This is a genomic window from Streptomyces sp. NPDC005533, assembly GCF_042871845.1.
Taxonomy (GTDB): domain Bacteria; phylum Actinomycetota; class Actinomycetes; order Streptomycetales; family Streptomycetaceae; genus Streptomyces.
In genome coordinates this window covers 22,769-36,819 of the sequence record NZ_JBIAJH010000002.1, presented here as the reverse complement: position 1 = coordinate 36,819, position 14,051 = coordinate 22,769, and the positions used below count along the sequence as shown (strand labels likewise).

The following is a 14,051-nucleotide window of genomic DNA, read 5'->3' as shown; positions in this document are numbered from 1 at the left end:
CGTCCGCGCCGGTCAGTGGATGCGGAATCTGCCGGTGTACACGTCCGTACGGTTCTGCGGTGCGCCGGAGTTGGTCTCGGTGAGCACCGCCCGCACTCCCTTGTCGTCCGCCACCAGGCCTTGGTAGTCGCCGAGGAAGTAGCCCCCGGCGAACGGCGCCTCCAGCCAGTCGAAGATCCGCGAGATGCGTCGCTCGGTCCGCCGCTTCGGGTCCCCGTGCGGCAGGGTGGCCAGCTGGTAGGCGGTGGGCAGGGTGGTGGTGTCGCCCGGCTCGAGAAACCGCAGGTCGTAGTAGGTGAGTGCGACCGTGCCCCGTTCGTCGACCGCGATCGACGGGGAGAAGGCCGGCACGCCCTCCGGGCTGATCAGCTCCGGGCTCCCCCAGGTGCGTCCGCCGTCGGTGGAGCGCACCAGCTGGACGGAGTCGAACGCACCGCCGGAGAAGTCCGCGCCCTCGTAGGCCATGTACAGCGTTCCCGTCTTCGGGTCGACGGCCGGGCTGGGCAGGGTGGACGCGGCGCGCAGCAGCTTGGTGGGGTCGTTCGGGTCGACCTCCGGTACGGCGCTGTCCCGTGCCATGGTGACCGGGGCGCTCCAGGTCTCTCCGGCGTCGGTCGAGGTGACCATCGCGTAGTGGGCATCGAGGACGGTGCTCAGGTCGTCGGCGAAGGTGATCGTGTCGAAGAAGTCGTACAGGGTGCCGGTGTGCCGGTCGACGACGATCAGGTGGCCGATGGTCTGGGTGTTGGGCACGGCGCTGGTGTCGACGAACTGCCGGGCCCCGCTCCAGCTGTGGCCGCCGTCGCGGGTGATGGAGATGTAGCCGGGACCGTTGAGGGAGCTGGGGCCGGGCGGGTCGTTGTCGAGGCGGTTCCAGACCTGGTAGGCGGTGCCCTCGCGGATCGGGTCGGCGGTGAGCGAGGGCTTGTCGTTGAAGAACGGCTGCTCGTCGACGTGCGTGGTGGTGAGGTTCTGCCAAGTGCGGCCGCCGTCGCGGGACGTGACGGCGAGAAGGGCGCTGCGCGTGCTCTTGACGAAGTCGACGCCCTCGCCGCTCGCGTAGACGGTGCCGTCCGGTCCGGTGCTCACCCAGGGGTCGCTGGCCCGTTCGAAGTCCGCGCCGCCGGGGGCGCACAGGCTGAACGGCAACGTGCTCCGGTGGAAGGTGTGGCCGTCCGTGGTCCAGCTCGCCGCCAGGCCACGGGCGCCGCCGTCGTTCCAGCGGTCCTGCTGGAACACGGTGACCACGCGCCGGGAGTCGCGCGGATCGACGGACAGGTACGGCTCGACCTCGGTGGCCGGGTAGACGATGCTCTCGGGGGATCTCGCTCCGATGGTGCACTCCGCGTACGGGTCGCCGTCGGACACCTTGACCAGTCGGGTGCCGTCGGGGTTCCGGTCCGCTGCGGCGGGAGTCGCGCCGGTGACGGTGACGAGCAGGAGCGCGGCGGTGGTGACGGCGGTCAGGGGCAGGAAGACGCGCATGCGGAATTGCCTCCGGGCCTGTCGGCTGGGACGGGGCCGCCGTCATCGGGGCGGCCTGGGCGCGGAGGCGTGCCGCAACGCGAGGGTGGGGCGACTCCGCTTCGTCCTTTTCGGCAGGGCAGCCGGTGCCCTTGATGGGCCGAACGACGGAGTCAGCCCCGGCGAGGTCGAGGAGCACGACGGAGCCGACCGGCGGGTGTAGCGTGCCGGTCGGCTCCTCGGTTGTGCGGGCTCAGGGGAAAGTCAGGGGAAACTCAGGGGACATCCGAAAGCGGTGCGGGCGGGACGTGCGAACGACCCCGCCGGTCGGTGGATGACGACATGACGGGGTGGCCGACACCGTTCACGACGGCGGCGGCGGGCGCGGTGTCGGGACGGGCGCGGGCTCCCACCGAGGTGGGCCGGGGCCGTCACCCGGAGCGCGCCGCGCCCTGTGCACCGGCCGGACCGGGGCCCGGCCGTGCGCCGAGCGGTCAGGTGATCGACTGCGAGGTCCCGTCGGGCAGCGTGCAGACGTCGCCGCTGTAGGGGCGTCCGACGACCTGGCCGCCGGCGGCCACGCAGTCGTCCCTGGAGATGTTCGGAGACGAGGCGGCCCCGGCGCTGACAGCGCCGATGGCGCTCGCGCCGGCGAGGGTTGCCGCGGCCAGGGCGAGGCCCAGGATTCTTCGCATGCGCATGACTTCCTCCTCCTCTCAGGCGCCTTCTCGGCCTTCGGGAAGGACGAGTCTCAAGTCGACGGCGCCCTCTTACCCAGCATGGGCGCTCCGGATGGGGCCCGCGAGGCGAGGCCGGGCGCCGTGAGTTCCGCGCGCGGTCCTCTAACGCGGTTCGTGGGCCGCCGCCCGGCAGGCAGCGGTTGCCGCGCCGCCGGCCACTCCGGCATCGGTCAGCCCGCTCACGCAACTCTGCAGGTCTCCGACCACGCCGCGGCCGCAGGCCGCGGTGACGGAGTCGGAAGCGGTGGCACCGGCCATTTCGGCCATGTTCGTGCAGGCGGGGATGTCCGCTCGGACCGCGGGAGCGGCGAGGACCGCACCGCCGAAGGTGAGGGTCAGGCCGGTGAGGGCACCGGCGATACGGGTCGACGTGCGCATGGGACCTGCCTTCCGGGTTGGTCGCGCGGTCCCGGTCCCGTCGGGCCGGATCCACGGGGCGATGCCGCCTGGCGAGGCTCGGTCACCGCTGCCCCGCCGGCCGGCGGGCTCACGGACCGACCACACGAACTGCGCGTCGCATCCCTTGCGCCGCAACGGCGCGTGGTCGCCAGGCCGAAGGTTCGAAGGTGGGGGCCGCGGACCGGCGGACCGGGACACGTACCCGGACCTCCACTCGCGCGGGCCCTCACTCCAGCCTCGCATCGTCTCCCCCGCCCGTCCTGGGCACCCGCCCGCGCGCCCGACAGCGCTGCCCTCCTCACGGCCCAACATGACGTGCCACCCACATGGGTGAGAAGCTGAAGAGTGCCCCAACCGAGGTAATCCGTGAAAGGGGAACCACATGCGCATTCGACGAATCCTCGCCGCCGTCATTGCCACGGCGGCCCTTGCCGGACTCGGCCTCACCGGCGCCGCCACCGCCACCGCCGCGACCGCCCAGGGCGCCCCCTCCGTCGTCACTCCTTCCGAGTGCAAGCAGGGCGGCGGAACGCCTGCGATCAATGACGCGGGCAACTACTGCAAGGGCGGTACGTACGACGGGGAGCAAGTCGACTGAACCCACAAGGCGCCCCGCAGCCAAGCGCCGCGGGGCGCTCCGAGCCGTCCGGATCCGCGCCGTCCCGAAGTGCGGGCAGCACAATCCTTTGTGACGGTGTCTCAGCATCACAGGGCGTCAGGACACAGGGCGTCAGCGGCGGACTCGGGGCATGCCCAGGCCGATCCAGGAGATGATCTCGCGCTGGATCTCGTTGTTGCCGCCGCCGAAGGTGAAGATGACGGCGCTGCGGTAGCCGCGTTCGAGTTCACCGTGCAGGACCGCGCCGGCGGAGCCGTCCTTGAGGGAGCCGGCCGCGCCGACGATCTCCATCAGCCAGGCGTACGCGTCGCGGCGGGCCTCGGAGCCGTACACCTTGACCGCGGAGGCGTCCTGCGGGGTGAGGGTGCCGGCCTGGACGGCGTTCACCATCTGCCAGTTGAGCAGTTTCATCGCGTCGAGTCGGGCGTGGGTGCGCGCGAGCCGGCCGCGTACCCAGCCGAGGTCGATGACCCGGCGGCCGTCGGCGAGCTTGGTCGAGGCGGCCCAGCGTTGCACGTCGTGGAGGGCGCGGATGGCCATGGTGCCGTGCGCGGCCAGGGTGACGCGCTCGTGGTTGAGCTGGTTGGTGATCAGGCGCCAGCCCTTGTTCTCCTGGCCGACGCGGCGGCTCGCGGGGACGCGGATGTCCTCGTAGTAGCTGGCGGTGGTGTCGTGCGAGGCGAGGGTGTTGATCAGGGTGCAGGAGTAGCCGGGGTCGGAGGTCGGCACGAGGAGCATGGTGATGCCCTTGTGCGCGGGGGCGTCCGGGTCGGTGCGTACGGCGAGCCAGACCCAGTCGGCGGTGTCGCCGTTGGTGGTCCAGATCTTCTGGCCGTTGACGACGTAGGTGCCGCTCTCCTCGTCGCCCTCACGGACGGCCTTGCACTTGAGCGCCGCGAGGTCGGTGCCGGCGTCGGGCTCGCTGTAGCCGATGGCGAAGTCGATCTCGCCCGCGAGGATCTTCGGCAGGAAGTACGCCTTCTGCTCGTCGGTGCCGAACTGCATGATGGTCGGCCCGACCGTGTTGAGCGCCATCAGGGGCAGCGGTACGACGGCCTGCGCGGCCTCGTCGAAGAAGATGAACTGGTCCATCGGGGACATGCCGCGGCCGCCGTACTCCTTGGGCCAGCCGACCCCGAGCCAGCCGTCGGCGCCGAGCCGGCGGATCGTCTCCCGGTAGTAGCGCTTCTGGGCGGCCGGGTCCTCGTAGCGGGCGTAGACGTCGTCCGGTACCAGCTCGGCGAAGTAGGCACGCAGCTCGGTGCGCAACTGCTGCTGCTCAGGCGTGTATTCGAGGTGCACGGCCCCTCCGGGAGTGTCGCGGTCCAGCCGGTTCGCTGTGGCGGCGGTCAGAGTAGAACCAGTTGCAGAAATTAGGAAGAACCCGGGTGCCGTCCGCCCGGTGGCGGCGTTCATACTCTCGGCTATGACGACTCCACGGAGCAGAGCGGAATTCTTCGTCGAGCCCGAGCGGGACGGCCGCTTCAGCGGCCCCGCCACCGGTGACGAACGGCGCATGCTGGCCGCCTTCCTGGCGGACCACCGCGCGACCCTGGAACTGAAGTGCGCAGGCCTGGGAGAGGAGTTGGCGCGGCGGTCGATCGAACCGTCCACGCTCTCCCTGCTGGGACTGGTCCGCCACCTCGCCGATACGGAGCGCCGCTGGTTCCGGCAGGTCCTGGCGGGGCAGGACGCACCGCCGCTCTTCTCGTCCGCGGCCGATCCCGACGGGGACTTCGACGGCGCCGTGTTCGACCCCGCCGCCGTCGAGGCGGCCTGGGAGGCGTGGCGCGCCGAGGTGGCCTTCGCCGAACGCTACGTCGCCGAGGCGCCCCACCTGGACGTCGAGGCCGTGGACGCGTGGCGCGGGAAGGTGTCCCTGCGCTGGGTGCTCATCCACATGGTCGAGGAGTACGCCCGCCACAACGGGCACGCCGACCTGCTCCGCGAGCGGATCGACGGGGCCGTCGGCATCTGAGCCGCGGGCCCTCAGGTGTACAGGTAGACGAGGTCGAAGTGGACGAGGTCCCGGGCCTCGTCGAGGTGGTACGCGCCTGAGGGCCGGCCGTCCGACTGCGGGCGGTTCGCGTACGCGTCGAACTGCGGGCTGTGCTGCCAGGCGGCGTCGGCGGGCACGTAGTTCTTCAGCGGGGCAGGCAGCGCGGACGCGGGTGCGGCGGGTGTGAAGGCGTACTCGGCGTTGCGCACGAGCGCGGCCGCGCCGCCGGCCGCGAGGTGGGCGACACCGGCCAGCCGGACCCGGGAGTCCGGGCTCGGGATGGTCCGGTCCCCGGGGCTCTCGTCCATGTCGTAGCCCAGCCAGTGCGCCTCGGTCAGCTCGCCCACGTACGTCCCGAAGCGGGACTTCAGCGGGTCGAGGTCGGTGCGGACCCGGGTCGTGTCCGGGTTCGGCACCGGCCAGGCCGCGTACGTGGTGAGCCCTCCCGCGGCGAGCAGGGGCAGGCCGGCGATCAGCAGGAACCTGCGCCGATTCGTGCGTCCCGACTGTGCTTCCACGACCGCCCCCGCCCCCGTGCCCCGTCAGTTCAGGGCGCTGATCATAGCCGCCGCCGTCGCCGTCATCGCCGTCCGGGCCGCCGTCAGGTAGGGCCGAGGGTCCGCCGGGGTGAGGTGGGTGCGGATGGCCCCGGTCATGGCGACGTTCAGCGCGGTGCCGATGTTGACCTTGCGGATGCCGCCGGCGACGGCCGCGGCGAGCTCGGCGTCCGGCAGCCCGGAGGAGCCGTGCAGGACGAGCGGCACGTCGACCGTCTTGGCCAGCCGGGCCAGCAGCACGTGGTCCAAGGCCGCCGTCCGGCTGGTCATCGCGTGGCTGCTGCCGATCGCGACGGCCAGCGCGTCGACCGCGGAGTCGGCGACGAACCGCCGTGCCTCGTCCGGATCCGTACGGGCGCCGGGCGCGTGCGGGTCCAGGGGCGCGGCGCCGTTCTTGCCGCCGACCTCGCCCAACTCGGCCTCGATCCACAGCCCGTTGGCATGCGCCCAGTCGGCGGCGGAGCGCGTCGCCTCGAGGTTCTCGCCGTAAGGGAGGTGCGCGGCGTCGTACATCACCGAGCTGTATCCGGCGTCGCAGGCCTGGCGCAGCAGTTCCGTGCTCTTGACGTGGTCCAGGTGCAGGCCTACGCGGACCCCGGCGGCCTCCGCGCAGGCGGCGGCCGCGCGGGAGATGGGCAGCAGCTGTCCGCCGCGGAACTTCACGGCGTTCTCGCTCAGTTGCAGGATGACCGGCAGCCCGGCGGCCTCGGCCCCGGCCACGACCGCCTCGGCGTGCTCCAGGGTGATGATGTTGAAGGCGGCGACGGCGCGGCCCGCACGGGCCGCCTCCAGGACGAGCGGGCCGGCGGGGACGAGGCTCATCGGACCGCCTCCTCGCCGGTGGTGAGGATCACCGAGCGGGTGAGGTGGCGCGGCGCGTCCGGGTCCAGCTGCTGGTGGGCGGCGACGGCGAGCGCGAGGCGGTGCACGCGGACCAGTTCGGCGAGCGGGTCGAGCCGCCCGGCCACCCACTGGGCGCCGGTGGCCCGTACCTGCGCGGCGAGTCCCTCGGGGGCCTCGTCGAGGGACCAGGTGGCGGTGCCGGGTCCGGAGACGCTGATCGGCCCGTGCCTGTACTCCATCGCCGGGTAGGACTCGGCCCAGGACAGCGAGGCCTCCCGCATCTTCAACGCGGCTTCGTTGGCCAGTCCGACGCTCCAGCCGCGGCCCAGGAAGGTGAACTGCCCCCGGCTCGCCAGCTCGGCGGGCAGCGGCTCGGCGAGGGCGGTCCGGGCGTCGGCGACCACGGCGGGGGTGTGCAGACCGACGTGGGCGCGCAGCAGGGTGAGGGCCGTGGTCGCGAAGCGGGTCTGCACGACGGACTGTTCGTCGGCGAAGTCGAGGACGACGAGCTCGTCCGCGAGGGTCATCACCGGGGTGGCGGGATCGCCGATGACGGCGGTCGTGGGCACGCCCGCGTCGCGGAGCGCGCCCAGCAGGTCGAGCACCTCCGTGGTGGTGCCGGAACGGGTCAGGGCGACGACCCGGTCGTAGCGGCGGTGGCGGGGGAACTCCGAGGCGGCGAAGGCGTCGGTCTCGCCCTGGCCGGCCTCCTCGCGCAGGACGGCGGCCGCCTGGGCCATGAAGTACGAGGTCCCGCACCCGACGATCGCGGTACGCTCCCCCGGCTGCGGCAGCAACGCCCGCTGGGCCGGGGCCAGTTCGGCGGCCCGCTCCCAGCATGCGGGCTGTGTGCCCAACTCGTGCGCGACGTGACTCATACAGGCTCCCTCGTGCGACAGGCGGGTCTGAATGCGTTTTCCTGCAAGGTATCGGGCAGTTTCACGCAACTTCAAGCATTCACGGGGTGATCGACTGCGTTAGTGTCGCCGGGTGGGCCGGTGGAGGCCGGGGAACCCGCCGGCGGCGCCGTGGAACGAATGTCGCAGAAAAGACCGAAGGGGGTGGCCGATGACGCGCAAGGAACGCTGGCAGACACTGCTGGACCTGCTCGTGGAGCGGGGCGAGCTGGAGGTGGAGCCGGCGGCGGAGGCCCTCGGCGTGTCGGCCGCGACGATCCGCCGCGACCTCGACCAGCTCGCCGAACAGCAGCTGCTGGTCCGCACCCGCGGCGGGGCCGTGCTGCACGGGGTCTCGTACGAGCTCCCGCTGCGCTACCGGACCTCGCGCCGGGCCGCCGAGAAGCAACGGATCAGCGAGGCGGTGGCGGCCCTGATCGTGCCGGGCGAGGTGGTCGGCCTGACGGGCGGCACCACGACCACCGAGGTGGCGCGGGCCCTGGCCGGACGCCCGGACCTGGCCCAGGGCTCGCCGGCGCTCACGGTGGTGACGAACGCCCTCAACATCGCGGGCGAGCTGGTGATCCGGCCGCAGTTCAAGATCGTGCTGACGGGGGGTGTCGCCCGCCCCCAGTCCTACGAGCTCACGGGCCCCCTCGCCGAGCAGGTGCTCGGCCAGCTCGCCGTGGACACGGCGGTGCTCGGCGTGGACGGTTTCGACCCGGCGGACGGCGCGGCGACCCGGCACGAGGACGAGGCCTCGGTCAACCGCCTGCTGTGCGAGCGGGCCCGCCGGGTGGTCATCGCGGCTGACTCCAGCAAGCTGGGCGTGCGCGCCTTCGCGCGCATCTGCGCGACCTCCCAGGTGGACGTACTGGTGACGGACACCGGCATCCCGGCGGAGGTGGCGGCCCGCTTCACGGCGGCGGGGGTGGAGGTCGTCCGCGTGTGAAGCCCCCGGCCGGCCTCGACCGGGGGCGTTGTTCCACCCGCTCCTGGGGAGCTAGGGCGCGGGCTGGGGGGTCACCGCCACCCACTGGGACTGCGGGGTGTTGCCCTGTGCCGGCGCGGGACAGATGACAGTGGCGCCGTTGGACGCACAGTGCAGCGTATGGACCGTTCCGGCCGTGGTGATGATCTTGTAGAACACGTCGCTGCCTTGGGAGTCCACCGAGATGTCGCACACCGGGGAAGCCGTCGGGTATCCCGTGATGGCGCTCAGGTTGGTCCAGCCCGGGGCGTTGCCCGCACCCGACACGATGTTCGGGCTGTCCGGGGCGGTGTTGGTGGCGGCCCGCCTGCCGGCGTACGGCACGCCGTTCACCAGTGCGGCAAGGAACTGCTCATTGCCATTCGACTTTGCCGAGTCGACGCCCGTGCCGCACGCGGTGGCGGTGGCCGTGGCCGTGGCGGTCACGGTCGCCGTGGCGGTGACCGTCGCCGTCGGGTAGGCGGTGACCGTTCGCGTCACCGTCACGGTCGGTCTGGGCTTCGAGGACTTGCACTTCCTGTTCTGGTGGTGGTTGTCGTCGTCATCGTCGTCGTAGTCGTCGCAGTGCGGATCGGCGGCGTACGTCGTGCCGGTGTCGGACTGGTTGGTCGCGGCGGCGGCCACCGCCACCGCGGGGGTCCCCACCGCGACGGTCACCGCCGCCGCGATCGCGATGAGCTTGCGGATCCCGGTCAGCCCGCCGCGAGGCGTCGGCGCGTCCTGCGGGGTCGCGCTGTGCTCAGGACTCATATGAGTGCTCCTGCTCTCGGACAACCCCGGGGTCGTTCCCCGGGTCTGAACGAGAGCCTGACCCGTCCGCACCGCGACCGGGCCTCTCGGCCCGCCGGACACGCGAGCAGGCCAGCACATCGGACCAACGGGGAGCGTCCGAAGGTGTGCCCTTCAGTGGCCCGGCACCCGTTCCGCCTCCCGGACCAGGGCAGCCAGCACGGGGGCGATCAGGGGATGGGTCTCGGCGCCCCGCCGGGTGGCCGCGAAGACCCGGCGGGTGGCGGCCGGGCCGGTGACCGGGCGGACCTGGACCTCCTTGAGGTCCATGCCCCGCAGCGCCGAGCGCGGTACGAGGGCCACGCCCGCCCCGGCGCCCACCAGCGCGGTGACGGCGCGGAAGTCGTCGGAGGAGTGGACGAACCGGGGCTCGAAACCGGCCAGTTCGCAGGCGAGCAGCGTCACGTCGTGGCAGGGGTTGCCGGGGTACTGGCCCACCCAGTCCGCGTCGGACAGGTCCGCCAGCGACACCGCGGGCGGGTCGGCCAGCGGGTGCCCCGAGGGCAGCACCGCGTCGAAGGGCTCCGCGTACAGCGGGAGGACCGACAGCCGGGCGTCGTCCGCCCCCGGACCGCCCCGGTACTCGACCGCCAGGGCGACGTCCGCCTCGCCGTCCAGCAGCAGGGGCAGGCTCTGGTCGCCCTCCGCGTCACGGACCCGCAGCCGGATGCCCGGCCGGTCCAGCGCGAGCCGGGCGATGGCCGGGGCCAGGACCTCCGCGATCCCCGTCGCGAAGGCGGCCACGGTGACCTCGCCCGCCGAGCCGCCCGCGTACGCCGCGAGTTCGGCCTCCGCCCGCTCCAGCTGCGCCAGCACCTCGTGGGTGTGGCCGAGGAGGATCTCACCGGCCGCGGTGAGCCGTACGCCCCGGCCGCTGCGGGTGAGCAGTGCGTGGCCGGTCTCCTGTTCCAGCGCCGCGAGCTGCTGGGAGACGGCCGAGGGGGTGAGGTACAGGGCTGCGGCCGCGGCGGTCACCGTACGGTGGTCCGCCACGGCCCGCAGGATGCGCAGCCGGCGGGGGTCGATCACCCCTCCATTGTCGCAGGCCACGCAGGGCCCCTCGGCCGCGCGAAGCCCTCGGCCCTCGCGAACCTCTCGGACCCCTCAGGGCGCTTGAGCCCCCGAGGCCGGTCAGGCCCCTCACAGCTCTCCGGCACCTCGGACCACTTGGGCCGCTTGGACCACTCGGACCACTGGGGCCACTTGGGCCACTCGGGCCGGTCAGGCCTTCTCGGCCGCCAGAGCCGCACGCGCGTCCGTGAACGCGGCCACCGCGCGCTCGACGTCGGCCGTCGAGTGGGCCGCCGAGAGCTGGACGCGGATGCGCGCCGCGCCCATGGGCACCACCGGGTAGGAGAAGCCGATCACGTAGACCCCGCGCTCCAGGAGCAGCTCCGCCATCCGGCCCGCCTCGGCCGCGTCGCCGATCATCACCGGGGCGATGGCGTGGTCGCCGGGGAGGATCTCGAAGCCGGCCTCGGTCATCTTCGTGCGGAAGAGCGCGGTGTTGGCGGCGAGCTGCTCGCGCAGGTCGCCGGCGGACTCCAGCAGGTCGAGGACCTTGAGCGAGGCCGCCGCGATGACGGGGGCGAGGGAGTTCGAGAAGAGGTACGGGCGCGAGCGCTGGCGCAGCAGCTCCACGATCTCGGCGCGGGCCGCGACGTAGCCGCCGGAGGCGCCGCCGAGGGCCTTGCCGAGGGTGCCGGTGATGATGTCGACGCGGTCCATGACGCCGTGCAGTTCCGGGGTGCCGCGGCCGCCGGGGCCGACGAACCCGACCGCGTGCGAGTCGTCGACCATGACCATGGCGTCGTAGCGCTCCGCCAGGTCGCAGATCTCGGCGAGCGGCGCGACGTAGCCGTCCATGGAGAAGACGCCGTCGGTGACGATCAGCTTGCGGCGGGCGCCGCCCTCCGTGGCCTCCTTCAGGCGGGTTTCGAGCTCGGCCATGTCGCGGTTGGCGTAGCGGAAGCGCTTGGCCTTGCTCAGCCGGATGCCGTCGATGATGGAGGCGTGGTTGAGGGCGTCGGAGATGACGGCGTCCTCGGCGCCGAGGAGGGTCTCGAAGACTCCGCCGTTCGCGTCGAAGCAGGAGGAGTAGAGGATCGTGTCCTCCTGGCCGAGGAAGGCCGACAGCCGGGCCTCCAGCTCCTTGTGCACCTCCTGGGTGCCGCAGATGAAGCGGACGGAGGCCATGCCGTAGCCCCAGCGGTCCAGTGCCTCCTTCGCGGCGGTGACGACCTCGGGGTGGTCGGCCAGCCCCAGGTAGTTGTTCGCGCAGAAGTTGAGGACCTCGCCGGCGGCGCCGCCCGCGGTGACGGCGACCGCGGCGTTCTGCGGGGTGCCGATGACGCGCTCGGGCTTGTGCAGGCCGGCGGCGCGGATCTCGTCGAGGGTGGTGCGGAGGTCCTCGCGGACGGTCTCGAACATGTGCGGTTCTCCTTGTGCGGCGGAGGGCGGCGAGGGGACGAGGAAGGGGGGCCGGGCCCCGCGGAGGGGGGAGGGTGTGCGGGGCCCGGCCGGAGGGAGGTGGTTCGGGGGACGGAGGGCGGTTACGCCGTCCAGTCCAGGATGATCTTGCCGCTGCGGGCGGTCGACGCCTCGTCGAAGGCGGCCTCGAAATCACGGTGCGAGTAGCGGCCGGTGATCACGGGGCTGAGGTCGAGCCCGCCCTCCAGCAGCACGGTCATCGCGTACCAGGTCTCGAACATCTCGCGGCCGTAGATGCCCTTGATGGTGATCATCGAGGTGACGACCTTCGCCCAGTCCACCGGGAACTCCTGCGCGGGCAGGCCCAGCATGGCGATCTTGCCGCCGTGCGTCATGTTGTCGATCATGTCGCGCATCGCCTCGGCGCGGCCGGACATCTCCAGGCCGACGTCGAAGCCCTCGCGCAGGCCGAGCCGCGCCTGCGCCTCGGCGATCGAGGACTCGGCGACGTTCACCGCGAGCGTGGCGCCCGCCTTGCGGGCGATCTCCAGCCGCTCGGGGCTGACGTCGGTGATGACGACGTTGCGCGCGCCGGCGTGCTTGGCCACGGCCGCCGCCATGATCCCGATCGGGCCGGCGCCGGTGATCAGGACGTCCTCGCCGACCATCGGGAACGACAGGGCCGTGTGGACGGCGTTGCCGAAGGGGTCGAAGATCGCCGCCACGTCCAGGTCGACGGCGGTGCGGTGCACCCACACGTTCTGCGCGGGCAGGACGACGTACTCGGCGAAGGCGCCGTCGCGCCCGACGCCGAGCCCGATCGTGCTGCGGCACAGGTGGCGGCGGCCGGCCAGGCAGTTGCGGCACTTGCCGCACACCAGGTGGCCCTCGCCGCTGACCAGGGCGCCGATCTCGATGTCCTGGACGTCCGCCCCCAGGGCCGCGACCTCGCCGACGAACTCGTGGCCGAGGACGAGGGGGGTCTTCACCGCGCCCTGCGCCCAGCCGTCCCAGGCCCGGATGTGCAGGTCGGTGCCGCAGATGCCGGTGCGCAGCACCTTGATCAGCACGTCGCCGGGGCCGTACTCGGGCTCGGGGACGTCCATCAGCCACAGTCCGGGCTCGGCCTTGTGCTTGACGAGTGCCTTCATGTGGTGGCTCCAGGCATGCGGAAGGGGGCGCCGCGGGCCGAGGGACCCGAACGGCGGCGGTGACGTGCACCAATCTGCCGATCGGCGCAGTGATCAGTCCATCGAGACTTTCTTAAGCGGGTCGACAGCGCAGCTTCACGCCTATGCTCCTCCCGTGACGGGGAAGGGGCTCGCGCTGGTGACGGCGCGGGGAAAAGGGGAGGTGAGGGGCGTGCCGAGTCTGCGCAGCAGGGCGCTGTCGGCGGGGCTGATCGCGGCGGGACGCCGAAGACGGTTCGCGAGCGCCGAGGCGGTACGGGCCCGGGTGGCGGAGTCCGCCCGCCGGCCCGCCTCCCATCTGCCGCCGCGTTCGCTGGGCCGGGTCGCGGACATCTCGCGGACCTTCGTCGGAGCGTGGCCGGTGTACGACGTCTCCCCGCTCGGGAAGGAGCCCGCGGCGCAGGTGCTGTACGTGCACGGCGGCGGGTACGTCAACGAACTGGTCCGCCCGCACTGGGCGCTGATCCGGACCCTGGTCACGCAGGCGCGGGCGCGGGTCGTCGTGCCGGCGTACATCCTCGCTCCGCGCGGTACGGCCGACCGGACCGTCCCGGTCGCCGCCGACCTGCTGAGCGGCCTGATCGCGGGCGGCGGTGGCGGCGGGACGGTGCTCATCGGGGATTCGGCGGGGGCCGGGCTGGCGCTGGCGGCCGCCCAGCGGCTGCGCGACCGCACCGGGGCCCAGCCCTCCCGGATCGTGCTGATCTCCCCCTGGCTCGACGTGACGATGAGCCATCCGGACCAGGCGGCCATCGAGGCGGCCGATCCGATGCTGGCGCGTCCGGGGCTGCGGGAGGCCGGCCGGCTGTACGCGGGGACCCTCGCGGCCGACGATCCCCGGGTGAGCCCGCTGCACGGGAGCTTCGCGGGGCTGGCTCCGCTGACGGTGTTCACCGGGACCCGGGACGTGCTGACCACGGACAGCAGGGAGCTGCTGCGCCGGGCGCGGGCGGACGGGGCCGAGGTGGAGTTCCACGAGGCCGTGGGGCTGCCGCACACCTACCCGCTGCTTCCGGTGCCGGAGGGGCGGGCGGCGCGCGACCGGATCGTCGAGCTGATCAGGGCGACGGCGGAGGCGTGACCCGTCTCCGGTGACCCGTCCATAGTGACCTGTCCGCGCCCCCGCCGGGGTGC

The 14,051-nt window shown here is 72.8% G+C and carries 15 protein-coding genes; 4 read left to right on the top strand and 11 right to left on the bottom strand.

Going from position 1 to position 14,051, the window contains the following annotated elements:
• Positions 1-12: 12 nt before the first annotated feature.
• The 3 genes from ACFYP3_RS02225 to ACFYP3_RS02215 form a co-directional block, all read right to left on the bottom strand.
• Positions 13-1,485: a sialidase family protein gene (locus ACFYP3_RS02225; RefSeq protein ID WP_388825363.1), complete on the bottom strand. Its 1,473-nt coding sequence runs from the start codon at positions 1,483-1,485 to the stop codon at positions 13-15.
• 473 nt (positions 1,486-1,958) lie between these two features.
• Positions 1,959-2,165, bottom strand: coding sequence for a hypothetical protein (locus ACFYP3_RS02220; RefSeq protein WP_388825360.1), 207 nt, complete (start codon positions 2,163-2,165; stop codon positions 1,959-1,961).
• 141 nt (positions 2,166-2,306) lie between these two features.
• Positions 2,307-2,582 carry a hypothetical protein gene (locus ACFYP3_RS02215; RefSeq protein ID WP_388825357.1) on the bottom strand — a complete coding sequence of 92 codons (276 nt, stop codon included), beginning with the start codon at positions 2,580-2,582 and terminating at the stop codon, positions 2,307-2,309.
• Positions 2,583-2,985: 403 nt separating this feature from the next.
• Between ACFYP3_RS02215 and ACFYP3_RS02210 the strand changes: the two genes are divergently transcribed.
• Positions 2,986-3,201 (top strand): hypothetical protein, encoded by a 216-nt coding sequence (locus tag ACFYP3_RS02210; RefSeq protein WP_388825354.1) that lies wholly within the window; start codon positions 2,986-2,988, stop codon positions 3,199-3,201.
• Between the two features lie 132 nt (positions 3,202-3,333).
• On the opposite strand, the gene ACFYP3_RS02205 is transcribed toward ACFYP3_RS02210, so the two are convergent.
• A complete protein-coding gene (locus ACFYP3_RS02205; RefSeq protein ID WP_365473727.1) occupies positions 3,334-4,524 on the bottom strand; it encodes an acyl-CoA dehydrogenase family protein in 1,191 nt (396 codons plus the stop codon).
• 124 nt (positions 4,525-4,648) lie between these two features.
• Here ACFYP3_RS02205 and ACFYP3_RS02200 point away from each other — a divergent pair, with 124 nt between their 5' ends.
• Positions 4,649-5,200, top strand: a complete 552-nt coding sequence (locus ACFYP3_RS02200; protein ID WP_388825351.1) for a DinB family protein — start codon at positions 4,649-4,651, stop codon at positions 5,198-5,200.
• 11 nt (positions 5,201-5,211) lie between these two features.
• Here the strand turns inward: ACFYP3_RS02200 and ACFYP3_RS02195 are convergent, their stop codons facing one another.
• From ACFYP3_RS02195 to ACFYP3_RS02185, 3 genes are read right to left on the bottom strand one after another with little or no spacing between them, the layout of a single operon-like run.
• Positions 5,212-5,739, bottom strand: a complete 528-nt coding sequence (locus ACFYP3_RS02195; protein ID WP_388825348.1) for a hypothetical protein — start codon at positions 5,737-5,739, stop codon at positions 5,212-5,214.
• Positions 5,740-5,763: 24 nt separating this feature from the next.
• On the bottom strand, positions 5,764-6,600 hold the full coding sequence (locus ACFYP3_RS02190; RefSeq protein ID WP_388825345.1) for a class II fructose-bisphosphate aldolase: 837 nt from the start codon (positions 6,598-6,600) through the stop codon (positions 5,764-5,766).
• Entirely contained in the window at positions 6,597-7,499 is a 903-nt protein-coding gene (locus ACFYP3_RS02185; protein WP_388825342.1) for an SIS domain-containing protein, read from the bottom strand. The genes ACFYP3_RS02190 and ACFYP3_RS02185 overlap by 4 nt, the downstream gene beginning before the upstream one ends.
• A gap of 190 nt (positions 7,500-7,689) precedes the next feature.
• On the opposite strand from ACFYP3_RS02185, the gene ACFYP3_RS02180 reads away from it, so the two are divergent.
• A complete protein-coding gene (locus tag ACFYP3_RS02180; RefSeq protein WP_388825339.1) occupies positions 7,690-8,469 on the top strand; it encodes a DeoR/GlpR family DNA-binding transcription regulator in 780 nt (259 codons plus the stop codon).
• 51 nt (positions 8,470-8,520) lie between these two features.
• Here ACFYP3_RS02180 and ACFYP3_RS02175 read toward each other — a convergent pair whose 3' ends face one another.
• The 4 genes from ACFYP3_RS02175 to tdh all read right to left on the bottom strand — a co-directional run bounded on the left by ACFYP3_RS02175 (position 8,521) and on the right by tdh (position 12,878).
• Positions 8,521-9,258: a hypothetical protein gene (locus ACFYP3_RS02175; RefSeq protein ID WP_388825336.1), complete on the bottom strand. Its 738-nt coding sequence runs from the start codon at positions 9,256-9,258 to the stop codon at positions 8,521-8,523.
• A gap of 153 nt (positions 9,259-9,411) precedes the next feature.
• Entirely contained in the window at positions 9,412-10,326 is a 915-nt protein-coding gene (locus ACFYP3_RS02170) for a LysR substrate-binding domain-containing protein (RefSeq protein ID WP_388825333.1), read from the bottom strand.
• Between the two features lie 192 nt (positions 10,327-10,518).
• Positions 10,519-11,727, bottom strand: a complete 1,209-nt coding sequence (locus ACFYP3_RS02165) for a glycine C-acetyltransferase (RefSeq protein ID WP_388825330.1) — start codon at positions 11,725-11,727, stop codon at positions 10,519-10,521.
• A 122-nt stretch (positions 11,728-11,849) separates the two neighbouring features.
• Positions 11,850-12,878 carry an L-threonine 3-dehydrogenase gene (gene tdh, locus ACFYP3_RS02160; RefSeq protein ID WP_388825327.1) on the bottom strand — a complete coding sequence of 343 codons (1,029 nt, stop codon included), beginning with the start codon at positions 12,876-12,878 and terminating at the stop codon, positions 11,850-11,852.
• A gap of 211 nt (positions 12,879-13,089) precedes the next feature.
• Between tdh and ACFYP3_RS02155 the strand changes: the two genes are divergently transcribed.
• A complete protein-coding gene (locus ACFYP3_RS02155; protein ID WP_388825324.1) occupies positions 13,090-13,998 on the top strand; it encodes an alpha/beta hydrolase fold domain-containing protein in 909 nt (302 codons plus the stop codon).
• The last annotated feature ends 53 nt before the right edge of the window (positions 13,999-14,051 follow it).